The 22,182-nt window shown below is 38.8% G+C and carries 20 protein-coding genes; 14 read left to right on the top strand and 6 right to left on the bottom strand.

Annotated features, from left to right (window positions below):
- The first annotated feature begins 160 nt into the window (after window positions 1-160).
- Entirely contained in the window at window positions 161-733 is a 573-nt protein-coding gene (gene purN / locus QVP90_RS04835) for a phosphoribosylglycinamide formyltransferase (protein ID WP_021935803.1), read from the top strand.
- Between the two features lie 187 nt (window positions 734-920).
- On the opposite strand, the gene QVP90_RS04830 is transcribed toward purN, so the two are convergent.
- Together QVP90_RS04830 and pdxB are read right to left on the bottom strand one after the other, a co-directional pair.
- On the bottom strand, window positions 921-1,949 hold the full coding sequence (locus tag QVP90_RS04830) for an endonuclease/exonuclease/phosphatase family protein (protein WP_005927527.1): 1,029 nt from the start codon (window positions 1,947-1,949) through the stop codon (window positions 921-923).
- A gap of 73 nt (window positions 1,950-2,022) precedes the next feature.
- On the bottom strand, window positions 2,023-3,066 hold the full coding sequence (pdxB, locus tag QVP90_RS04825; protein ID WP_021935802.1) for a 4-phosphoerythronate dehydrogenase PdxB: 1,044 nt from the start codon (window positions 3,064-3,066) through the stop codon (window positions 2,023-2,025).
- Between the two features lie 117 nt (window positions 3,067-3,183).
- Here pdxB and QVP90_RS04820 point away from each other — a divergent pair, with 117 nt between their 5' ends.
- The 3 genes from QVP90_RS04820 to QVP90_RS04810 are packed head-to-tail and all read left to right on the top strand — an operon-like array spanning window position 3,184 to window position 5,805.
- Complete coding sequence (locus tag QVP90_RS04820) at window positions 3,184-3,789, top strand: DUF4254 domain-containing protein (RefSeq protein ID WP_005927523.1); 606 nt, start codon at window positions 3,184-3,186, stop codon at window positions 3,787-3,789.
- 3 nt (window positions 3,790-3,792) lie between these two features.
- Window positions 3,793-4,830 carry a glycosyltransferase family 9 protein gene (locus QVP90_RS04815; RefSeq protein WP_021935801.1) on the top strand — a complete coding sequence of 346 codons (1,038 nt, stop codon included), beginning with the start codon at window positions 3,793-3,795 and terminating at the stop codon, window positions 4,828-4,830.
- Between the two features lie 45 nt (window positions 4,831-4,875).
- The gene (locus QVP90_RS04810; RefSeq protein WP_021935800.1) at window positions 4,876-5,805 is read left to right on the top strand and encodes a lysophospholipid acyltransferase family protein; all 930 of its coding nucleotides are present in this window, start codon (window positions 4,876-4,878) and stop codon (window positions 5,803-5,805) included.
- Here the strand turns inward: QVP90_RS04810 and QVP90_RS04805 are convergent.
- Complete coding sequence (locus QVP90_RS04805) at window positions 5,802-6,932, bottom strand: glycosyltransferase family 4 protein (protein ID WP_192917477.1); 1,131 nt, start codon at window positions 6,930-6,932, stop codon at window positions 5,802-5,804. The two genes, QVP90_RS04810 and QVP90_RS04805, sit on opposite strands and share 4 nt — an antisense overlap.
- A gap of 166 nt (window positions 6,933-7,098) precedes the next feature.
- Between QVP90_RS04805 and QVP90_RS04800 the strand changes: the two genes are divergently transcribed.
- Genes QVP90_RS04800 through QVP90_RS04780 form a run of 5 tightly spaced genes read left to right on the top strand, consistent with a single transcriptional unit; the run spans window position 7,099 to window position 12,440 of the window.
- Window positions 7,099-7,884, top strand: a complete 786-nt coding sequence (locus tag QVP90_RS04800) for a polysaccharide deacetylase family protein (protein ID WP_005927512.1) — start codon at window positions 7,099-7,101, stop codon at window positions 7,882-7,884.
- A 10-nt stretch (window positions 7,885-7,894) separates the two neighbouring features.
- Complete coding sequence (locus QVP90_RS04795; protein WP_187373826.1) at window positions 7,895-8,872, top strand: glycosyltransferase family 2 protein; 978 nt, start codon at window positions 7,895-7,897, stop codon at window positions 8,870-8,872.
- 21 nt (window positions 8,873-8,893) lie between these two features.
- Complete coding sequence (locus tag QVP90_RS04790) at window positions 8,894-10,078, top strand: glycosyltransferase family 87 protein (RefSeq protein WP_021935798.1); 1,185 nt, start codon at window positions 8,894-8,896, stop codon at window positions 10,076-10,078.
- Window positions 10,072-10,482, top strand: a complete 411-nt coding sequence (locus QVP90_RS04785; RefSeq protein WP_005927505.1) for a GtrA family protein — start codon at window positions 10,072-10,074, stop codon at window positions 10,480-10,482. The genes QVP90_RS04790 and QVP90_RS04785 overlap by 7 nt, the downstream gene beginning before the upstream one ends.
- Complete coding sequence (locus tag QVP90_RS04780) at window positions 10,479-12,440, top strand: LTA synthase family protein (protein ID WP_021935797.1); 1,962 nt, start codon at window positions 10,479-10,481, stop codon at window positions 12,438-12,440. The genes QVP90_RS04785 and QVP90_RS04780 overlap by 4 nt, the downstream gene beginning before the upstream one ends.
- A gap of 6 nt (window positions 12,441-12,446) precedes the next feature.
- On the opposite strand, the gene QVP90_RS04775 is transcribed toward QVP90_RS04780, so the two are convergent.
- On the bottom strand, window positions 12,447-13,562 hold the full coding sequence (locus QVP90_RS04775; protein ID WP_192912596.1) for a glycosyltransferase family 4 protein: 1,116 nt from the start codon (window positions 13,560-13,562) through the stop codon (window positions 12,447-12,449).
- Between the two features lie 221 nt (window positions 13,563-13,783).
- On the opposite strand from QVP90_RS04775, the gene QVP90_RS04770 reads away from it, so the two are divergent.
- The 4 genes from QVP90_RS04770 to QVP90_RS04755 all read left to right on the top strand — a co-directional run bounded on the left by QVP90_RS04770 (window position 13,784) and on the right by QVP90_RS04755 (window position 18,471).
- Window positions 13,784-14,767 (top strand): glycosyltransferase family 2 protein, encoded by a 984-nt coding sequence (locus QVP90_RS04770; RefSeq protein ID WP_224203660.1) that lies wholly within the window; start codon window positions 13,784-13,786, stop codon window positions 14,765-14,767.
- Between the two features lie 179 nt (window positions 14,768-14,946).
- Window positions 14,947-16,767 (top strand): aminotransferase class I/II-fold pyridoxal phosphate-dependent enzyme, encoded by a 1,821-nt coding sequence (locus QVP90_RS04765; RefSeq protein WP_005927496.1) that lies wholly within the window; start codon window positions 14,947-14,949, stop codon window positions 16,765-16,767.
- Window positions 16,764-17,666 carry an ornithine cyclodeaminase gene (locus QVP90_RS04760; RefSeq protein WP_021935794.1) on the top strand — a complete coding sequence of 301 codons (903 nt, stop codon included), beginning with the start codon at window positions 16,764-16,766 and terminating at the stop codon, window positions 17,664-17,666. The genes QVP90_RS04765 and QVP90_RS04760 overlap by 4 nt, the downstream gene beginning before the upstream one ends.
- Window positions 17,667-17,676: 10 nt before the next feature.
- The gene (locus tag QVP90_RS04755; protein ID WP_005927491.1) at window positions 17,677-18,471 is read left to right on the top strand and encodes a LicD family protein; all 795 of its coding nucleotides are present in this window, start codon (window positions 17,677-17,679) and stop codon (window positions 18,469-18,471) included.
- 1 nt (window position 18,472) lies between these two features.
- On the opposite strand, the gene QVP90_RS04750 is transcribed toward QVP90_RS04755, so the two are convergent.
- Window positions 18,473-19,450 (bottom strand): glycosyltransferase family 2 protein, encoded by a 978-nt coding sequence (locus tag QVP90_RS04750; RefSeq protein ID WP_005927488.1) that lies wholly within the window; start codon window positions 19,448-19,450, stop codon window positions 18,473-18,475.
- 41 nt (window positions 19,451-19,491) lie between these two features.
- Window positions 19,492-20,262, bottom strand: a complete 771-nt coding sequence (locus QVP90_RS04745) for a glycosyltransferase family 2 protein (RefSeq protein ID WP_005927486.1) — start codon at window positions 20,260-20,262, stop codon at window positions 19,492-19,494.
- A 1,091-nt stretch (window positions 20,263-21,353) separates the two neighbouring features.
- Here QVP90_RS04745 and QVP90_RS04740 point away from each other — a divergent pair.
- Window positions 21,354-22,175 carry an alpha-1,2-fucosyltransferase gene (locus tag QVP90_RS04740; protein ID WP_021935792.1) on the top strand — a complete coding sequence of 274 codons (822 nt, stop codon included), beginning with the start codon at window positions 21,354-21,356 and terminating at the stop codon, window positions 22,173-22,175.
- The last annotated feature ends 7 nt before the right edge of the window (window positions 22,176-22,182 follow it).

Raw genomic sequence — 22,182 nt, 5'->3', positions numbered from 1 at the left:
ATTTCAGACATAACTTTAAGTTTTTAATTAATAAATAGTTTTATTTCTTTAATTTTGCGGTGCAAAGGAATAAATATTTATCGTTCTGCGCAAATATTTGATTAAATAAATGCAATCTTTTGCACATTTTTCACTGTTTTGTGCATAGAATAAGCTGATTATGAAGAAAAACATCGCAATTTTTGCTTCCGGTTCCGGCACGAATGCCGAAAATATTATCCGGTATTTCCAAGAGAATGATTTGATTAGGGTGGCGTTGGTGCTTTCTAACAGAAGCGATGCGTATGTTTTAGAGCGTGCACATCGGTTACAGGTGCCCTCAGAGGTGTTTCTGAAGGAAGATTGGGTCTCCGGTGAGCAGATTCTTGCTTTGTTGCATGAATATCATATTGATTTTATTGTTCTGGCCGGTTTTTTGATACGTGTTCCGGAGAGACTTTTGCATGCTTATCCCGATAAAATTATAAATATACATCCTGCTCTGCTTCCGAAATTTGGTGGAAAGGGGATGTACGGCGATCGTGTACATGAGGCGGTGGTTGCTGCCGGAGAGACAGAAAGCGGAATTACTATACATTATATTAATGAACATTATGATGAAGGTGATACTATCTTTCAGGCGAAGTGTCCGGTACTGCCGGATGACTCTGCAATTGATGTGGCACAGAAGGTACACTCTTTGGAGTATAAACATTATCCTTTAATAATAGAGAGGACAATACTTGGGAAATAACAACATCCCCATGTTCCTACAAAAAACATCCGGATGTTGTGCATGACAACATCCGGGTGTTTTAATAATATGAATTTATGGCTGATATAAGAAGAAGCCTGATAATCTCAAGTGCACATGCTTACATGATTGACTATTAATGATCTACATCTTCTTCCTCTGAACAGTTGCGACTCTTCTTGTTTTTTTATTTCTTAAAACGGAAGGTAACCAGTAATCCTTTATGGTCGGTTGGCCATACGTTTTTGGGAGTGAGGAATTGATCTTTTGACGTTTCTTCTACTCTTTGGCTCCGTACGATAGAACCTTTAGGGCCGAATATAACCGCCTTTTCTGCTTGAAGGCCTTTCCCTTGATAAAAGATGAAATCAATCCGGTCCCGTTCGTCGGCTTTGGGAGCCCATGTGAGTTTTTCGGGAGTTTTTAAAGGGTTGTCCGATGGATAAGTAAATCCGGGATGGGTGAGTGGGTTAGGATAAATTTCGCGATAGCTGTCAATGAATCCTGCATCTTCGAGCAGAGTGGTTACTGTCCAGGGGATTACCATGCCATTATGGTCGTACAGATTTTTGTTTGCTTCCACCCAGTCACGATGGGAAGGTTCGTTGAAGTCACCACCCAAAATGATGCTGTATCCTTCTGCTATATCTTTACGTGCCTGTTCAATAAATAAGCGAATCGCATCATCACGTTGTGAATCAGTATTGACCTTTAGAACTTCTTCTACTGTTCGTGGTCTGGCTATTTCTTTCCAAGTAGAACCGTCGTATCCGCGTACATTATAATATGCGCAATCCAAATAATCCAGATGAGCCGTATAAATGGCCACTTTATGTCCGTTTACGGTAGATAACAATCTGTAAATGCTGCCATGATCCTCCTTCTCGGGAAATACAGTCAGGGAATCCGTAATGGGATGTTTGCTCAATAAGCCACTGTCGTAGCTGTAAAAAGAGTAATAAGTCATGCCTTTTTCACGCAATGAAGACAGGACTCGGGCACTGAAGTTGCTATTCTTATAATTTCTGACTTCACTGAATGTGACGAAATCCGGTTTCAGACGAACGATTTCATTAATGATTGCTTCATAGCCACCTGGCACAGATGTTCCTTCCTGCCAGATATTCCATTGCAAAACAGTAAATTCCCCCGCCTTTTTGCTACTTACCGGGAGAGTACACAAAAGAAGAAAAGTAAATAAAAGAATTTTTTTCATGATTTCTGAAATTTAAATAGGTTATGGTTGGTTTTAATATAGTAGTTCAAAAAATACGGCAAATATGGACGTTTTAGCTTATGCTTATATGATAGGCCTCTTTTTCCCTTCTTAGGGGATAGTCTCCCCGGAGCTGTTCGAATTGTTCGGGATGGGCTTTCAGCCTGTTGCTGTCTTGTTGCGGATCATATATTTTCAACCATGCTTCTTCCGTGGTTGCCGCTTGTATCGCGAGGTTTTCCGGTTGTATGGGAGTAATGTTATATGTTGTTTTTATTCCGAAATACCGGCAAAGAGAGTCCAATGACATGCGGGTCGCATTGGCTTTTCCGTCTGCCGAATAACCGGCAATATGGGGAGTGCCTATCATTACCTTATTTAATAGTTCGAGGTTTATATTCGGTTCGTTTTCCCAGACATCGATAATGGCTTCGGAAATATAACCATTCTGCAGGGCATTTAACAGTGCTTGGGTTTCTATCACTTCTCCGCGAGAGGTGTTGATGATAACCGGTTTACGCTTTAATGACCGGAAAAAAACTTCATCGGCCAGATGGAAAGTCTTGTATTTCCCGTCTTTATATAAAGGGACGTGAAAAGTTATCACATCGCATTCCCGGGCAATTCGCTCCAGTGAACAGAAGTTCGTGTTCCCTTCCTTTTCTTCTCTGGGAAGGTCGTTTAGTAACACTCGCATACCTTGTTTTTGAGCAACGTCGATGATTTTGCCTCCTACATTTCCTACTCCCACGATGCCTATACACATTTTGTGAAGTTCTTTTCCTTTTACGAGTTTGAGAAGGGCAAGTACAGACTCTATATATTGTGCTACGGAGGCAGAGTTACATCCCGGAGCATTGGCCCATGTGATGCCGGCTTTCCGGCAGTATTCCGTATCGATGTGATCGAAGCCGATGGTAGCAGTTACAATAAACTTCACTTGGCTGCCTTCCAATAACTCGCGGTTGCAATGTGTCCGTGTACGGATAATTAATGCATCCGCATCGCGGACCAGTTCCGGAGTGAAGTCTTTTCCGGGAATATATACCACTTCATCGGCGATTCTCTCAATGGCTTTTTGTATGTAGGGTATTTTGTTGTCTACAATAATTTTCATATACATTTTTCTTTAGAGACAAGCAAAGATAGAATAAAAAAGTAAGAAAGGGTTGCTTGTGTGAGAAATATTCTTTAGCTTTGTCTTATTGTACATATATATAAGCAAGTTAAGATTATGACATTTAGTAACCTTTGCAATGACATCTTTTGGAAATCGACTAACGATTATCATATTACGGACAGTGTAGACGCTCCGATGAACAATCCTTACGAGCTGAAGTCGATAGAATATTATTTGTATCTGAAGAACTGGATTGATGCCGTGCAATGGCATTTTGAGGATATTATACGTGATCCCCAGATTGATCCGGTGGAGGCATTGAAACTGAAGCGTAGAATTGATAAATCCAATCAGGACCGTACGGATCTGGTAGAGTTGATCGACAGCTATTTCCTTGATAAGTATAAAGAAGTGCTTGCTCTACCGGATGCAACGATCAATACGGAAAGTCCGGCTTGGGCAATAGACCGCCTTTCTATTCTTGCATTGAAAATTTATCACATGCAACAGGAAGTGGAACGCACGGATACAACAAAAGAGCATCATGACCAGTGTCAGGTGAAGCTTGCTATCTTGCTGGAACAGAAAAAAGACCTTTCAACGGCGATCGACCAGTTGTTGGCAGATATTGAGGCCGGAAGGAAATATATGAAAGTATACAAACAGATGAAGATGTATAATGATCCGGCTTTGAATCCGGTGCTTTATGCTAAAAAATAAGAAATGTCCCGTATTCTTGTAATTCGTTTTTCTGCGCTCGGTGATGTCGCTATGACTATTCCGGTGGTCTATTCGCTGGCGGCTCAATATCCTCAACATGAAATAACCGTATTGAGCCGTGCGGTTTTGCAACCGCTTTTTCAGGGATTGCCTGCCAATGTGCATTTTATGAGTGCCGATCTGACCGGTAAGCACCGGGGATTATGGGGATTGAATACATTGTATTCAGAGTTGAAAAAGCAACATTTTGATTATGTGGCTGATTTTCATAATGTTCTGCGTACGAAATATCTTTGTCTAAGATTCCGGATGTCTGGAATACCGGTAGCATCCATTGATAAAGGGCGTAAAGGAAAAAAGAAACTGGTACGCCGTCATGATAAAGTATTAGAGAATCAGAAAAGTTCTTTCAGGCGTTATGCCGATGTCTTGGAGAAGTTAGGCTTTCCGGTTTTATTGAATTTTACCTCGATCTATGGTGAGGGAAAAGGAGACTTTTCTTTGATAGAGCCGGTGACGGGACCTAAAGGTGATGGGATAAAGTGGATTGGTATTGCTCCTTTTGCCAAACATGAAGGCAAAATATATCCTATAGAATTGGAAGAACAGGTAGTAGCTCATTTTGCCGGTCGCCCCGATGTAAAGGTATTCCTTTTTGGGGGAGGAAGGAGTGAACAGGAGGTTTTTGACTCGTGGATATTGAAATACCCGACTGTAGTATCGATGATCGGTAAGCTGAATATAAGCACCGAACTGAATCTCATGAGTCATCTGGATGTAATGCTTTCTATGGATTCTGCCAACATGCACCTGGCTTCATTGGTGAATACGCCGGTTGTCTCGGTATGGGGAGCGACTCACCCTTACGCCGGATTTATGGGATGGAAACAGTTGCCTACCAATACGGTACAACTCGATCTTTCCTGTCGTCCTTGTTCGGTATACGGGCAGAAAACCTGTTTTCGCAAGGATTATGCGTGTATGCGGAATATTAAGCCCGAGCAGATCATACAGAAGATAGAAGGTATGTTGGTTGATTAGGAATATTGTTCAGAGATAACCGTTTGAAATACATTGTTTGATTACATGGAATCTTTATTATACTATCTGATTTTTGCTTTTTGGTTTGTTGTTTCTCTTTTGCCGTTGCGAGTACTTTATTTTTTTTCAGATTTACTTTATTTCCCTCTTTATTACTGTATTCGATACCGCAGGAAAGTGGTACGCCGAAATTTGGTAGACTCATTTCCGGAGAAAAGCCTTGAAGAGATTGTTCGGATTGAAAAGAAGTTTTATTCTTATTTCTGTGATTATTTGATGGAAACGATAAAGCTTTTTACAATTAGTGAAAAGCAGATGCGGAAGCGGATGAGGTTTGAAGGAGTGGAAGACGTAAAAGCTGCTTTTGAAGAGGGGCGTTCGTGTTGTGTTTACCTGGGGCATTACTGTAATTGGGAGTGGATCACTTCGCTTCCCTTGCATTTTGATAAAGAAAAAGTTGTATTAGGACAAATTTATCATGTGTTGGAGAATAAGACCTTCAATGATCTTTTTGTGCGTGTCCGTAGTCGTTTTCAGGCTGTGAATATCCCGATGGCAGAGACACTCCGTAAAATAATCTCCTATCGCCGTGAAGGAAAAAAGATGATTATCGGGTTTATATCGGATCAGACTCCTTTTTGGAACAACATTCATTATTGGACAAATTTTCTGAATCATGACACACCGGTACTGACGGGTGCGGAACGCATAGCGCGACAGGTGGATTTTGTGGTCTATTATGCGGATATTGTCCGTGTGAAGCGTGGGTATTATGTATGTCGGTTGAAGAAGGTTGCTCACGACCCTCGTCAGTTGGAAGAGTTTCAACTGACGGAATTGTATTTCAGAGAGTTGGAAAGAACAATTCAACAAGCTCCGCAATATTGGTTGTGGACTCATAACCGTTGGAAACGTACCCGCGAAGAGTTCAATCGACGATACGATGAAGAAAGTAAACGGGTGAGACTTGATTAGATTGTTTTTCTATACACGTTTAAAAGGTCTTTAGTGAGCTTTTCTTCTTCGAATAATAATGCGTACTTTTTCCCTTCCTTTATCATTCTTTCTCTGAGCGATTGATCGGTTAATGTCTGCTCTATGGCTTTTGCCAGCCCTTTATCGTCTTCGGGATGTATGTATATGGAATGGGGGCCGCCGGCTTCTTCCAGACAGGAACCTGTGGCGCCGATTGCCGGTACGCCGCTGTTTAATGCTTCCAGTAAAGGTATTCCGAATCCTTCAAAGAAGGAGGGATATACGAAAGTGGTTGCCATCTGATAGAAAGCGGGTAATTCTTTGAAAGGAATGTTGCTTAATAAACGCATCCGGTTTTCCAGGTGGTTCTTTCTTAAGAAATCTTCTACGGTTTCCGCATACGGTGTCCGTTTGCCAATGGCGATAACGGTTATCGGCTCTTGGATATGTAGCAATGCCTTGGCTATCAATAACAGATTTTTTCTGCTTTCAATGCTTCCTAAATATAAAATATAGCGTTGTGGAAGCTGGTATTTTCTTCTGATTTCCTCCTTTGTATTTTCGGGTACTGTTTGCTTGAATTGTGCATCACATCCTTGATAAACAACATCGATCTTTTCTTCGGGAATATGAAAGAAAGATATGATATCCCGTTTGGTGCATTCACTGACTGCGATGATCCGGTCGGCATTCTGACAGGCTTTACGGAACTTGTATGCATATATTTTGCGATCGATATAGTGATAATATTCAGGATATCTTAAAAAGATAAGGTCGTGGATTGTGACAATGCTTCGTGTGTTTTCCGCTTTACGGATATTCAAAGGGAGTTCGTTACTCAATCCGTGAAAAAGACGGATATTTTCTTTTTCAATATCGGAAGTAATTCCCCATACCCGCCAGAGTGAGCGGAATTTTTTCCAGAATGTGGTTTGAGGATAACGCAGTTCCACGTTGTTCGCTTTTTCTATTCCGTTTAGCGAAGAAGTCCGGTTCGGATTGGGAATATAGAGTAAATAGCGTTCATTGGGTGCAAACCGGGTCAATGCTTCAATGACGAAGCGACTGTAATTGCCTAAGCCGGTTTTGTTCTGTGCGGCGCGTTTTGCATCGAAACCTATCATCATGATCAGTTTGTATATGAGTTGAACAGATTATCTTTATTTTATTGCCAAAGATAATTATTTGTACCCAATATTCAGGTACATTTATCTGTCATTCTTTTTAATAGATAATATTTTGGGTGAGTTCCATAAAAAAAATGTAACTTTGCAAATAAAAACAGCGAGTGTAATGATATTGCTAAGTTTTGATACAGAAGAATTTGATGTTCCCCGTGAGCATGGGGTAGATTATCCATTGGATGAGGCTATGAAAGTATCAGTCTACGGGACAAATCGTATCTTGGACTGTTTGTTGCGTAATGACGTGAAAGCGACTTTCTTTTGTACCACGAATTTTGCAGAGAATGCCCCGGAAGTGATGAAGCGTATAATCGATGAAGGGCACGAAATTGCTGCACATGGCTGTGACCATTGGAATCCGAAACCGGAGGATGTGGCCCGTTCCAAACAAGTCTTAGAGAAGTTAACGGCATGTACTATCTATGGTTATCGTCAGCCGCGTATGTTTCCGGTGTCTGAGAGTGAGATAGCCCGGCAAGGGTATTTGTATAATTCTTCTTTGAATCCGGCTTTTATTCCCGGGCGTTATATGCACTTGACAGAGCCTCGTACCTGTTTCATGAAAGAGGGGGTATTGCAGATACCCGCTTCTGTGACTCCTTGGTTGCGTTTTCCTCTGTTTTGGCTTTCTTGTCATAATTTGCCTGCCGGATTGTATCGTTGGTTATGTCGTCGCACATTGCGGCATGACGGATATTTTGTCACTTACTTTCATCCTTGGGAATTTTATCCTCTGGGAGAGCATCCGGAGCTTAAAATGCCCTTTATTATTCGTAACCATTCGGGAAAAGGCATGGAGAAGCGTCTGAATGACTTGATCTGTTATTTTAAATCGACAGGAGAGAAATTTGTCACCTATTCTGAATTTGCCAGAGAGAAGCGACAGAATCTATAAATACGGTAAGATTATGAAATTAGGTATTGTAGCCCCTTGTTATAATGAACATGAAGTTCTGGCGGAATCGGCCGGACGTCTGACTGTCTTGATGGATGATCTCGTTGCAAAGAAGAAAATAGATGCGGATAGTTTCATTCTTTTTGTCAATGACGGAAGCCGGGATAACACATGGGAGATCATTTCTCATTTGTTCGAAGTGAATCCTTATGTCTATGGGGTGAACCTGGCTGGAAATGTAGGCCATCAGCATGCTATAATGGCGGGAATGATGACGGCAAAAGACATGTGTGATGCTGTGATAACGATCGATGCCGATTTGCAGGATGACTTGAAGGCTATTGAAGAAATGGTGGATCGTTACAATGAGGGATATGATATTGTATATGGTGTGAAGATATCGCGTGATGCCGACTCCTTCATGAAGAGGAATACCGCTCTTGTATTTTATAAGTTGCAGCGTTCGTTGGGAGTGAAAGCCATTCATAACCATGCTGATTTTCGCTTGATGAGCCGTCGGGCTCTGGAGCAGCTCTCGCATTTTAAGGAACGGAATTTGTATTTGCGGGGGCTTGTTCCGTTGATTGGTTATAAGTCGACCACGGTAGACGATGCTATTAGTGAGCGTACGGCCGGTAAGTCAAAATATACGCTGAAGAAAATGTTGGCTTTGGCAATGGATGGCATTACTTCTTTTTCCACCAAACCTATTTCATTAATTTTAGGAGCCGGATTTTTCTTCCTGTTTATCAGTATTGTCATGACCGTGTATATCTTGCTGTCTTATTGGGAACATGCTACGGTTCCCGGATGGACTTCTATGATGCTGTCTTTGTGGTTTATCGGTAGCATTGTGCTTTTAGCCATAGGGGTTATAGGGCAGTATATAGGTAAAATCTATATTGAGGTCAAGAATCGTCCCCTCTATAACATTGAAACACTTTTGTGTGATAAGAAGAGTAAACTCCAAGATACGTCATCGAAATAATTATTGAAATAAGAGTATTTTATGAAACAAGTGCAACGACTTTACCTGTTTTTACAAAAACCGTTTTTTAGTGATTATCGTACTCTTTTTGGGCTATGGTTGCTATTGCCGGTCATTGCCACTCTCCTGAAATTGTCGAAACATAATAATTTTCTGATATTCAGATATGTATATTGGCATACTATCGAGCAGTTACCGTTATATGTAGCTTATGATGAGTATTGGGATACGAATCATTATGGACCTTTTTTTAGTTTGGTGATTGCACCGTTTGCAATGCTTCCTGTACGGTGGGGGCTGTTTTTCTGGTTGATCGTTTTGTCCCTGTCTTTGTATTATGCAATACGTAAATTACCTTTTTCCGACCGGAAACGGATATTTCTTTATTGGTTTTGCGCACATGAGTTGCTGACTGCCCTGTTTATGTCGCAGTTTAATATTGCTATTGCAGCCATTATTGTAGCTACGTTCTATTGTATAGAGAAAGAGAAGGATATTTGGGCGGCGTGCTTTATTATGTTGGGCACTTTTGTAAAGCTGTATGGTATTGTCGGACTGGCCTTTTTCTTCTTTTCCAAGCATAAGGTGAAATTTCTCCTTGCTTTGTTGGGGTGGGCGTTGGTTATGTTTGTTGCTCCTATGGCTATCAGTAGTCCGGATTATATCATTTCCCAATATGTAGGATGGTGGGATAGCCTGTCTGCCAAGAATGCCGAAAATATATTTTCCGGCGGACAAAACATCTCTCTGCTTGGCATGGTGCGTAAAATTTCCGGATGCGCCTCTTATTCCGATTTGTGGCTTATACTCGGTGGACTTATCATTTTTGGATTGCCTTATCTCCGTATTGCTCAGTATAAATATAAGGCATTTCGCTATGCATTGCTGGCATCCGTGTTATTATTTGTTGTTTTGTTCAGCACCGGAAGTGAATCCAGTACCTATATTATTGCTTTTGTCGGGGTTGGTATCTGGTATTGGTCTGTTCCTTGGAAGCGTTCGAAGTGGGATATTGCACTGATGGTTTTTGCTTTTATATTGACCAGCTTTTCACCTTCCGATCTGTTTCCTGCCTATTTGCGGAAGGAATTTGTACAACCCTATGCGTTGAAAGCGTTGCCCTGTGCCATTATCTGGTTTAAATTATCGTATGAGATGTGTTTTAGAAATTACATCGAGATCGGAGAAAGTAAGATAGAATGTTGAAAGATAAAGAAAAACTGTTTGAGTTTATCCGTTTTTGTTTTGTTGGAACGATTGCTGCCGGAATTCATTACGGGATTTATTATTTGTTACAGGTATATATTAATGTCAACGTAGCTTATACGACCGGTTATTTGATAAGTTTGGTGTGTAATTTCTTTCTGACGGCTTATTTGACTTTCCACAGTGCACCGTCTATTAAGAAAGTAATTGGTTTTGGAGGGAGTCATCTTGTCAATTACTTAATTCACATGTTTTTGTTTAATTTCTTTTTATATATCGGAATTTCGCGGATATTAGCTCCTATATTGGTATTGGCAGTTGCAGTTCCGATTAATTTTTTGTTACTTCGCTGGGTGTTTAAGCACAAAAAGAAAGAATGTGCCGAAAATTTTGAAGAAAAATGAATTTCCATTTAATGTTAGGAGAGAAGAAGATGAAGAACAGTTTTAAGACGATATTTTCAGCGCCTTTGGCTCTTATTGTCAATTTGTTGTTAATATACGTGAGCTTTAGCTTGTGTCGGTTGTTGTTTATTTGGGTGAATCATAATTATTTTACCGATTTGACTTTCTCGCATTTTTGGGAAATGTTTCGCGGAGGTTTGGTTTTTGATACGTCGGCTATTCTTTATACTAATGCCCTTTATATTCTGTTGGTTCTTTTTCCGTTTCATTATAAAGAGAATCCTAAATATCAATCTGTTGTGAAGTGGATATTCGTCATTACCAATATGGTAATGATTATAATGAATCTGGTAGATACGGTTTATTTTCAGTATTCCAACAGACGTACTACTACTTCTGTTTTCAGTCAATTTGCCAATGAAGATAATCTGGCGGGGATTTTTGGCATTGAATTGGTACGACATTGGTATCTGGTCTTGATAGCTGTGGCTTTCGGATATGCGTTGTTTAAACTTTATCGCACTCCGAAGGTAAATACACAGCATCGGCTGGTGACGTATTACTTGACTTATTTAATCGTGTTGGTAGCATTTATCCCTTTGTGTGTTTTTGGAATGCGCGGGGGAATAGGAAGGGATGTGCGACCTATTACAATCAGTAATGCCAATCAGTATGTAAACCGGCCGGCAGAAACTGCCATTGTATTGAATACCCCTTTCTCGATATTCCGTACTATCGGAAAGAAACCATTTGTCGTTCCCGATTATTTCGCGGATGAGGCGGAGATGACCGCGCTGTTCACTCCCGTTCATGTACCGGCTGACAGTGTGACTTTTCGCTCCAAAAATGTGGTGGTACTTGTGCTGGAAAGTTTCGGTAAGGAGTATTTTGGTTCTCTGAATAAAGAGCTTGAGGATGGAAATTACAAAGGTTACACTCCTTTTCTGGATTCTTTGGTTTCCGAAAGTCTTGTTTATAAATATTCTTTTGCCAACGGGCAACAGAGCATTGATGGTCTGCCCTCTATTCTATCGGGAATACCGCGTTTTGTAGAACCCTTTTTTCTGACTCCTGCCTCCTTGAATAAATTGTCGAGTGTTGGTGGTGAACTCAAGAAGAAGGGATATTATACTGCTTTTTTCCATGGTGCGAGAGACGGTTCTATGGGCTTTCAGGCTTATGCACGTGCAGTGGGATATCCTGATTATTTCGGGCGTGAGGAGTATGGGAATGATGATGATTTTGATGGGAACTGGGCTATTTGGGATGAAGAATTTCTACAGTTCTTTGCTGATAAGATGAGCAGCTTTCCCCAACCTTTTTCTGCGGGTATTTTTACTGCTTCGTCACATCACCCTTATGTAATTCCGGATCGTTACAAAGGGGTTTTTCCGGATGGTACTCTTGAAATACATAAGTGTATTCGTTATTCGGATAATGCTCTGAAACTCTTTTTTGAAAAAGCTTCTAAAGAATCATGGTTTGAAAATACATTATTTGTGCTGACTGCCGATCACACCAATCAGACAGAACATCCTGAATATTGGACAGATTACGGCCGTTATGCCGTTCCTATTATTTTCTATACTCCGGATGGTGATTTAAAAGGATATAGAGATGCCATAGCACAGCAAATCGATATCATGCCGACAGTACTGAGTTATCTTGGGTATGACAAGCCTTACGTCTCTTTTGGGTGTGATTTATTGAATACGCCTGCTGAAGATACTTATGCGGTAAATTACAATAATGGCATTTACCAATATTTTAAAGGCGATTATATGTTGCAGTTCGACGGTGAGAAAACGGTAGCTGTTTATGCCTTTAAAACAGATAAGCTGTTGAAAGAAAACTTGGTTGGTCAAGTACCACAGCAAGGAGCTATGGAACTTGAGCTGAAAGCCATCATTCAGCAGTACATGGAGCGGATGAATGGAGATAGGATGACGGTGGAATGATAATTCTCAAATTTGTTGATATACATTCATTCTTTGCTCTATTAGTTTGTCGGTATCATATGCTTCTTTTATCTTTTTAAAAGCATTAGTTCTGAATGTCAATTGAGTATTAGGATCGTTCATGAGGGCGAGTGTGCTTTGAGCGAAAGCGCTGTGTGTATTCTCTATGTAGCAGTCTTTTCCATTCTCAAATGTCAGCCCTTCTACTCCGACTTGAGTGGTGACGAATGGTATGCCATTGTTGGCGGCCTCTATAATCTTCATTCTCATTCCGCTACCGGTAAGTATAGGTACGATCATGATTGAGTGGCTGCTGTAAGGGCTGATAGAAGGGATAAATCCGGTCATTTCAACCTGCTTATATGTCTGACGGATCATTTTCTGGTTTCTCTTTCTCCATTTTCCTATAATGAATAGAGTAGTTTGAGGTTTCTCTTTTAATATATCATTCCATACATTGTCGAGAAACCACATAATTCCTTCGTAGTTAGGCTGGTGCTGGTCTCCTCCGATGAAAATCAGACTATTGGAAAATTTGTAATCTGCCGAGATTTCAGCAGGAGAAGGAATGATAGCCGGTGATACGAATATGGGCCGGATGACTCCTTCTTCGTTCAGGATGTTCTTGTCTGTCTCTGTTAACGTAATGATGCCCGTACATGCGTTCATTGCTGTCAACTCTTGCTGCTTTAACATATTGAATTGGTAGTAATCTTGTGATGATAAGGATTTTACGTCTTTAATGAATCTTAGGTTACGGATGAAGTGGATCTCGTGTTGCACATAGATGCGTTTAATGTCGGGGAATGCAAATGCCAGATTCAGGGAATTTGCAAATTCAAATTGTATAATCTCAATGTTATTTTCATTTATTACTTGTTGCAAAAAACGGACAAAGCCATAATCGATAGCTCCCTCGAAAGAATGAGATAGGTAAGGATTTATAATAGTCCTGTTATTATCAATCTTTTTGTATAGCTTTTTTATTTTCTTTCTGTATTTTCTGATGAGCCAGCAAGGGCGCTGCTCTTGATAAGGATGAAATTTTACATCAGGCCACTCTTTTTTTAAAGCCGTTTCATTTTTTATATTTGTAGAAACGTATGCAAAAGAGATTTGCATTTTTTTTCGAAGAGCATTAATCATATGATACTGGGCTTGTGCTCCTCCTGAGTTAAGTGGGTATGGAAAAACCGAGGTTGTAATTAAAATATTCTTTTTTGACATTAGTAGCTTGGATTTTCGACAAATATAAGAAATATTTTTGTAAACTTGTCAAGGCGGATATTTATTTGTATTTTTGTTGTAACTAAATGCATTTATGCATAGAAAAGGGTTTGGAAATGAGTATAGTAAGTGTTATTATTCCGGTTCATAATACTGCAGATTATCTTCGCAAGTGTGTAGAGTCAGTGAGAGACCAGTCTTTGAAAGATATTGAAATAATTCTGGTAGATAATCTTTCAACAGACGATTCTCCTGCAATGTGCGACGCATATGCTAAGCTTGACTCGCGTATCAAAGTTCTCCATTTGCCTGTTGCAGATCTTTCGACGGCACGCAATGCCGGTATTAAAGAAGCAACATCTGAATATATAGGTTTTATTGATAGTGATGATCATATATCCTCCACTATGTATGAGGAAATGGTTGATGCATTGGTACGGAATCAGGCTGATATGACGTATTGTAATTTTTGTTATGAATATCCGGATATGCACACTGACTCTCCCTATCCTAACTCCGGGGAGGTTCATCTGTGTTCTCAACGTGAAGTTTTAAAGGAAATGATGCAGGAGAAAATGAGCTGTTCGGCTTGTACGAAGCTGTTTAAGAGGGAGCTGTTTGATTCATTTCTTTTTCCCGAGGGAGTTCTTTATGAAGATAGGGCGGCGATGCATCAATGTATACTTCTGTGTCAGAGGATAGCATGGGTTGACAAAGCGTTTTATTTTTATGTAGAACGCCAGGGAAGTATTTGCCATACTGTTAAGCCTATGAACTTGTATCATCATTTTTTGTCAGAGTTTGCACGGATACAATTTATAAAAGAACAGGCTTTGTTCGAGGGAAAAGAACTTTATGTTGAATTGACGAGAATTATAAATATCTGTTTTGCTTTATTCAAACAGATTCTGTCGATGACCAAAGTGATGTATTTTCGGGAACCGATTGAGGATATGAGGCAAAAGTTGAAAATTTTGCTTTATTTGTCGAAAGAAGAGATAGAGCCTCGGTGTTATAAACGTTTGAGGAAAATTGTTTATTTCTGGAAGCCATACTACTTTTTCAATTTCTATTTTAAGAAAAAAGATTGGCGTCCTTGATGTTGAAACGAATATCTGGGAAAAAATAGATAATGTGCTCTTCATGCTTTTAAAATTATTGACTTTCAATTAAGATTAATGCATAGAATTTGCTCATGTTATAAAAAAACTCGACTTTTGCATTCATTGGATTTCTTATCCTTTTAAAGTTATAACGTATTAATATTTAAAATATAAACATGCAAGCAGTTATTCTGGCTGCCGGGATGGGAAAACGTCTGGGCGAACTGACAAAGAACAATACAAAATGTATGATTAAAGTTAATGGAATAACTTTAATAGAGCGTGTTTTAACTCAACTGTCTTCTTTACCCCTGACGCGGATCATTATTGTAATAGGGTATAAGGGAGAAGAACTGAGGGCTTTTTTAGGAAATACCTATAATGGACTTGCCATAGAATATATAGAGAATAAGATTTATGATAAAACGAATAATATATATTCTTTATCTTTGGCAAAGGAAGAATTGCAGAAAGATGATACTTTATTGATAGAATCGGACTTGATTTTTGAAGACTCTTTATTTCGTCTGATCTTGGACAATCCTTATCCTAATTTAGCTTTGGTGGATAAGTATGAAACTTGGATGGACGGTACAATGGTGCGTTTGGATGATGAAAATAACATTGTAAACTTCATACCGAAGAAAGCATTTAAATACAGTGATGCGGAACAATACTATAAAACTACGAATGTTTATAAATTCAGTAAAGAGTTCTTAACGACACATTATGTTCCGTTCCTGGAGGCCTATACTAAAGCGTTGGGCAATAATGAATATTACGAGCAGGTGCTGCGTGTTATAACGTTGCTGGATAACTGCGATTTGAAGGCCCTTCCACTGACCGGACAGAAATGGTATGAGATAGATGATGTTCAGGACTTGGATATTGCCGAATCTCTTTTTGCTCCTTCTGGAAAACAAGTATCGCTTTATCAGAAACGTTTTGGAGGATATTGGCGCTTCCCTAATCTTTTAGACTTCTGTTATTTGGTTAATCCTTATTTCCCTACTCGTCGTATGCGGGAGGAAATGAAAGCTAATTTTGATATTTTATTGACGGAATATCCGTCGGGGATGAATGTCAACAGTCTTTTGATTGCTAAGTATTTTGGTATAAAACAAAGATTTGCTTGTGTAGGTAATGGCGCCGCCGAATTAATTAAAAGTCTGATGGAAAAGCTTAGCGGTAACATAGGTGTGGTATTTCCCACTTTTGAGGAATATCCTAACCGGTTGGATAATCGGACGGTGATTCCATATGTTCCGAATAATAAAGATTTTACTTATACGGTTGAGGAACTTCAAGCTTTTTTTGAAGATAAGCCTGTCTCTTCGTTGTTGTTGATTAATCCGGATAATCCTTCGGGCAATTTTATATCTATACCGGATGTGCAGAATCTGATAAGGTGGACTCAGCGCAAAAATATCCGGTTGATTATTGATGAGTCATTTGTTGACTTTTCTACAGAAGGCAAGCTGAACTCGCTTCTCTCAAATGATATTCTGGAAAAGAATGGACATCTTATTATAATAAAGAGTATTTCAAAATCTTATGGTGTGCCCGGACTTCGTTTAGGGGTACTTGCTACTTCTGACACCAGACTGATTGACAGCATTAGAAAAGATGTAGCTATCTGGAATATCAATTCGTTTGCCGAATTTTATATGCAAATCTTTGGCAAATACGAAGATGATTATCAGAGGGCTTGTAAGAAGTTTGTTGTGGAACGGGAACGTTTTTGGGGCTTGTTGCAGCAAATTCCTTATCTGAGGGTTATCCCTTCGCAAGCCAATTATTTTTTATGTGAGATTATTTCTGACTATAGTGCCGGGGAGCTAACCCGGTTGTTGCTTGAACGGCATAATATTCTTATAAAAGACTGTTCTGCGAAATCGGCATTTAATGGTGGAAATTATATCCGTATTGCGGTACGGAGTGAGAAAGACAACAACCGACTGATTGACGCGCTGAGCGTTATAAATAACAGAATATGATTACTATCGATTCCCAGCAAATAGAAAATTTATTTATTTCTCCTTCTTTGTGTGTGGATTGGGTTACACAAAGTTTCCGGATGAAAAAGGATAGCCAATTGCCGGCAAAAGTTTCCGTGCACCCTGCAGGAAATGATTTTTTTACTACTATGCCTTGTTTGCTCCCTTCGGATAAAGAGCGGTTCGGTGTTAAAGTAGTGTCTCGTATATTGGGTAGAACCCCTTCTTTAAGTAGTGATATACTGCTTTACAATAGTGCAAATGGAGAGTTGCTGGCGTTGATAAATGCGGATTGGATAACAAGCATGCGCACAGGGGCGGTAGCTACGTTGGCAATTAAAACGCTGCGTTCTTCTTCCGCCCGGAAATATTCTTTCATCGGATTGGGAAATACGGCAAGAGCGACATTGCTTTGTCTATTGAGCAGTTTCCCGGATGAAATATTTCAAGTCGTTTTATTTCGTTATAAAGATCAGGCAGAGTATTTCATTGACTATTTTAGAACATTTGGAAATGTCGTTTTTAGCGTTGTGGATACGATGGAGGAATTAGTGGAAGATGCGGATGTCTTGGTGTCCTGTATCACTGATGCGGATGGACTTTTAATAGGAAACGATGCATTGTTTAAACCCGGTATATTGTTGGTTCCGGTGCACACGCGTGGCTTTCAAAATTGTGATCTGTTTTTTGATAAGGTTTTTGCTGACGATACTGAGCACGTTAGAAGCTTCCAGTATTTCAATCAATTTAAACGGTTTAATGAGATAGGAGATGTACTTGATGGAACATGCCGTGGCCGGGAAAATGATAAGGAGCGAATTTTGTCGTATAATATTGGACTGGGGCTTCATGATGTCTTTTTTGCATCTAATATATACGATATGATAACTAACCGTTAATGAAACTGTTATGGCCAATCAAGCAGAATTGAGAGAGCGTTTTAATCCGGATGGTTCATCGTTGCGCAACCACCAATTGCGTATGTTGGAAATGCTGAAGTATATTGACGGTGTATGCAAAAAGCACAATATCTCTTACTGGTTAAGCTCCGGAACTCTCTTGGGAGCGGTGAGGCATGGCGGCTTCATTCCTTGGGACGATGATCTGGATATTGAGATGCTTCGGAAAGATTATTTGAAGCTTGTGAAAGTTCTTGGACGGGAAATTGACTCAAAATATGCTTTGCAAACGCATAAAACAGATACACATTATCTTTATCCTTTTGGGAAATTAAGGGATTTACATTCTGTGATTAAAGAGACACATGATGCAGATATCTTTTATAAGTATAAAGGAGTGTATGTTGACTTGTTTCCTTTAGAGCCATTGTCGGAAAAGCTGGCACGGAAGTTTGTCAGAAAGCATCAGAAGCTGAAAGACAAGGCTGCTTTGGAGAAAGACAGGCAGAAAAGAGAAAAGCTGATTGTCCGGAAGTGGTTTTTCTTGTCGGTCAGATATTTCTGGATTCGTCTTTGGTCATGGGTAAGTATTCGTGACGAAGTCAGGCATACTTGGGGAAGTTGGTTCTCGATATCTCGCAGAAAGAGTGAATTGTTTCCTCTTTCACAGGTGGAGTTTGAAGGGAGCTACTTTCCTGCTCCCCGAAGTGTCGACAAGTATCTGACCCGTCTCTATGGAGATTATCTTCAATTACCGGATATAGAGAAAATAGAGGTGCATACGGCAGATGTAGAATTGGATTGAATTATAATTTCCCTTGTTTTTTGTAATGCATCAGGTTTAGAAATCCCAGCCAGGAAGAGAAGCGGTATACTTTGATGATTTTTCTTTGTCTTCCCGGCAGGCATTTGAGTAATTGCGGACGCTTCTTTATATCTTTGACAATACGCTTCATATCTTTGTCTGCATTCTCATAATATCCCCAATGCATGCATAAAAAAGCCATTTCTATATTTTTTAGTATCAGGTTGTTACGATAGGATTCGTATAAGCCTTTTTCTATCATGAATCTTTCTATCCACTTGGTGTAAGTCCGTAAGTCTTCGTGTCTTTTAGGGGTTATGTCGTGGCAAATGGACGACTCTATTTGTCTGTAATAGAGAATGGGCTGTTCCAAAGCTACTACTTTTTGTGTGTGATATAATAGTTGTACCATTAATATGGCGTCTTCACCGAAAGATATTTCCGGAACGAATGATATATCGTTTCTTTCAAAAAGAGAACGGGAAAGAAAGTTGGACCAGACACTCCAATAAGCTCTTCCTGAAAGAATCTCGTTAAAATATTCCATACCTGTCATTTCCTGAAATGAAAAATGCCCGGAAATGTCCATCTTGTTTTCTGAGTAATAGAAAAAGAAAGGGGCAGCAACAACTTCTGCATTGGTTGCTTCTGCTTTATCAGTTAAATATTCAATCGCATTTTCTTGCAGAAAATCATCACTGTCCAGGTATTGAATGTACTTCCCTTTTGCTTGCTCTGTGCCTGATTTTCTGGATAAGGATGGTCCTTCATTGATTTTATCTATATATTTAATTCGGACATCGAGTTGTGCATATTGTTTTATAATATCTAAACTGCCGTCTGTGCTTCCATCATTTACCAGGATTAGTTCCCAGTTTGTGTAAGTCTGCTTTAAGACACTATCTATACATGTTTTTAAATATTTCTCAGCATTATACACTGGAGTTATGATTGAAACTAAAGGAAAAACAGGTTGCATGGTGGCTTGTATATATGTGTTTAGATTCTTTTTGGTGAACTTTATTTATTATCTGTATGATTGCCTTTATGGTGTTCTGTGAGCTTTGCGAGCATTACAAATTGATAATATCCTTCCAGGCAGGCTTTTATAAAGCCTTCTTTACCGTCTCGTATACCTCCTTTCAGTATATATGTTTTGAAGAATCGGAAAAAAGGGCGATAAAAGAATGCGAGGGTTCCATATCTTTTATTTTTTTTTCTTTCTACTTCATTTCGGGTATATTCATTGGTTTTTCTTATAATATCAGAAACGCTGTCATTGGCCAGATGGACAAAAGCTAACTCTTTACGTCTGGCAGGAATCGAAAACAATGTTCCTTCTACTATAGGGGACACATGGATTATGGGGGGCCATACAGTTCCTTCTTTTTTGAAAAACCTTAAAATATGATCCGGATAATGACAATGCATGAACCTGCCCATAAAATAGTTCTTGCGTGGAATGTAAATACCTGCAGGGCAATCGGGGCTTGCTATCTGTTTATAAAGATATTCTTTTAATTGCTCGGGTACCACTTCGTCTGCGTCTACTACAAGCACCCAAGGATGTGAAGCCTGTTGGATAGCAAAGTTGCGTGCTGGTTCTACGATATTATGGTTTCCCTTCTTGAAAGTTACAATTTTGCAATTAAATGTTTTTGCAATCTCAATTGTATTGTCAGTGCTTTCCATATCACAGATAACTATTTCATCAAAACCTTTTACGGCTTCAAGAACCTGTTTTAAATGTTTTGATGCGTTATAGGTATTTATGATAACTGATATTTTCATTGTGATATGCTTTATTGATTCGTTTCTAAAGCAAAGATAGAAAGAATTATAATTGAATATTATATAATTAGCTTTTTATTCTGTTTTTGATCTGCATGATGTGAAAGATATTAGTTGAAAAATTGGGTTAAAACGAATGGAATTGGTCTGATTCTTGTGATGAAGTAATTAGATTTACTGATTGATGTTTGTGCGAAAGTTATTAAAAAAGAGAATATACTATCATTTTGCTGTTGTATTGATTGTTTTCCTGTAATTCACTTTTGCAAAAAAGTAGTAAATAGAAAATGGGTTGCATGATAATGTAGATAATATACGGTTCTTATTGCATATTTTTTGCTTAAATTGAATATATATGTATATTTTCTTGGTATCTTAGTCGGAATGTCTCTACTTGATAAACCCGGTTGCTCTACGAGAAACGACTTGAAAGTCGTAGAGGAACGGTAAGATTCTCTATGAGAAAAAATAATTCTTTTTGAAAGAACGCTTTTTGACTCTAATTGCTTCTCTGTTTTGGAGGGCTTTCGTATGGAAAAAAGTATGAAATATGTAGGTTCTGATGGTGAATTGCCGGCGGATGTTGAAATTGAAGAGAAATATGTCAGTTAATTACTTGTGAATAGATGATTTTGGAAAAAGGAGTTAGGGAATAATGGCGTTTTTTACATTCGTACCGGTATCTTCTCTTAACGAAAGGATTCTATGAAAAAAAGAATGTCGTTTTGTCAAATTGTAAGTTTAGAGGGAGATTTTTTATTTGTATTCATGCAGACTACTAAAGTAATGAAGGAATGTTTGTTTATGTTTTTGTCAAAGATGGAAATATAAATGATATTCTTTTTGTATTGCAAACTTGTATTTTCCTTTTTTTTATTTCTGCATGTGTCTTTCACATTTTATTGTATGTATTTGGAAATTTAAATTAAGCAGAAGAAAAGTGATAATAATTAAAAGGCTATGAGTTTATTAACCATCTTGGTAGGAAGAATTAAGGCTTAAAGTTAAAATAATCAGTTTTTTATTGTTATTTTTGCAGAATATAGAGCGAAAGTAAGTTCTTAGGAAAAGTAAAAACAAATATTGTGAATATGATTTTTGTAAAAGGATATGGGCAAATGTGTAATAACATTCTGCAATACGCACATGCCTATGTATGGGGAAAGGAAAACAACGTAAAAGTCGTATCAATGCGTTTTGCTTATAAATATCGTTACTTTGAAGTCTGTACTTATAAGTATCACCGTTGGCCGGTTTATCTTTTTGCAAAAATGTTGATTAAATTGCAGTTGATAAAGTGTTTTTTTCTGGACGAGCCAACAGATGTAACCCCTGATGTACTTGCAGAGTTGAAAAGGCATCGAATGGTTGCTATTGATGGTTGGCAGTTTCGTTTTCCTGAATTATTTATGAAATATCGGACAGAAATTAAAGATATGTTTGCCTTTAAATCTTTGGTTTTAAATAAAATAAAATCTTTTTTAGAGGAACATACAAAAGCAGACGGTACGGACGTACGTTTGGCCGTTCATATTCGCAGAGGTGATTATAAGGTCTGGATGGGCGGAAAATATTTTTTTAATGATGATGTGTATATTGAGCACATACGTCAGTTTTTGGACAATTTTCCTGATAAAAAAGTTTCTGTTTTTATTTGTACCAATGATCGTAATTTAAATGTGAATTGTTACAGGGAGGCTTTAGGGCTGAAAAGTATTTATTGTCCGAAGGGAAATGAGGCGGAGGACTTGTGTTTGCTGTCTCAGTGCGACTATATAATAGGTGTAAAGAGTACTTTCTCGTTGATGGCTGCATTTTATAATAATCGTCCGATTTATTGGATCATGGATAAGAATGCGCCATTGCAATTGAGTAATTTTAGTTCTTTTGAAAAATTGTTCATGACTGTTTAACCTAACT

Source organism: Bacteroides sp. CAG:189, assembly GCF_000432295.1.
Taxonomy (GTDB): domain Bacteria; phylum Bacteroidota; class Bacteroidia; order Bacteroidales; family Bacteroidaceae; genus Bacteroides; species Bacteroides salyersiae.
Note: the sequence above shows the minus strand (reverse complement) of the source record. Positions and strands in the feature narration are given on the sequence as shown.

Bases quoted from the DNA above. Each gene is read 5' to 3' on its own strand.
- purN (WP_021935803.1), top strand. From the start codon at position 161: ATGAAGAAAAACATCGCAATTTTTGCTTCCGGTTCCGGCACGAATGCC.
- QVP90_RS04830 (WP_005927527.1), bottom strand. From the start codon at position 1,949: ATGAAAAAAATTCTTTTATTTACTTTTCTTCTTTTGTGTACTCTCCCG.
- pdxB (WP_021935802.1), bottom strand. From the start codon at position 3,066: ATGAAAATTATTGTAGACAACAAAATACCCTACATACAAAAAGCCATT.
- QVP90_RS04820 (WP_005927523.1), top strand. From the start codon at position 3,184: ATGACATTTAGTAACCTTTGCAATGACATCTTTTGGAAATCGACTAAC.
- QVP90_RS04815 (WP_021935801.1), top strand. From the start codon at position 3,793: ATGTCCCGTATTCTTGTAATTCGTTTTTCTGCGCTCGGTGATGTCGCT.
- QVP90_RS04810 (WP_021935800.1), top strand. From the start codon at position 4,876: ATGGAATCTTTATTATACTATCTGATTTTTGCTTTTTGGTTTGTTGTT.
- QVP90_RS04805 (WP_192917477.1), bottom strand. From the start codon at position 6,932: ATGATGATAGGTTTCGATGCAAAACGCGCCGCACAGAACAAAACCGGC.
- QVP90_RS04800 (WP_005927512.1), top strand. From the start codon at position 7,099: ATGATATTGCTAAGTTTTGATACAGAAGAATTTGATGTTCCCCGTGAG.
- QVP90_RS04790 (WP_021935798.1), top strand. From the start codon at position 8,894: ATGAAACAAGTGCAACGACTTTACCTGTTTTTACAAAAACCGTTTTTT.
- QVP90_RS04785 (WP_005927505.1), top strand. From the start codon at position 10,072: ATGTTGAAAGATAAAGAAAAACTGTTTGAGTTTATCCGTTTTTGTTTT.
- QVP90_RS04780 (WP_021935797.1), top strand. From the start codon at position 10,479: ATGAATTTCCATTTAATGTTAGGAGAGAAGAAGATGAAGAACAGTTTT.
- QVP90_RS04775 (WP_192912596.1), bottom strand. From the start codon at position 13,562: ATGCAAATCTCTTTTGCATACGTTTCTACAAATATAAAAAATGAAACG.
- QVP90_RS04770 (WP_224203660.1), top strand. From the start codon at position 13,784: ATGAGTATAGTAAGTGTTATTATTCCGGTTCATAATACTGCAGATTAT.
- QVP90_RS04765 (WP_005927496.1), top strand. From the start codon at position 14,947: ATGCAAGCAGTTATTCTGGCTGCCGGGATGGGAAAACGTCTGGGCGAA.
- QVP90_RS04760 (WP_021935794.1), top strand. From the start codon at position 16,764: ATGATTACTATCGATTCCCAGCAAATAGAAAATTTATTTATTTCTCCT.
- QVP90_RS04755 (WP_005927491.1), top strand. From the start codon at position 17,677: ATGGCCAATCAAGCAGAATTGAGAGAGCGTTTTAATCCGGATGGTTCA.
- QVP90_RS04750 (WP_005927488.1), bottom strand. From the start codon at position 19,450: ATGCAACCTGTTTTTCCTTTAGTTTCAATCATAACTCCAGTGTATAAT.
- QVP90_RS04745 (WP_005927486.1), bottom strand. From the start codon at position 20,262: ATGAAAATATCAGTTATCATAAATACCTATAACGCATCAAAACATTTA.
- QVP90_RS04740 (WP_021935792.1), top strand. From the start codon at position 21,354: ATGATTTTTGTAAAAGGATATGGGCAAATGTGTAATAACATTCTGCAA.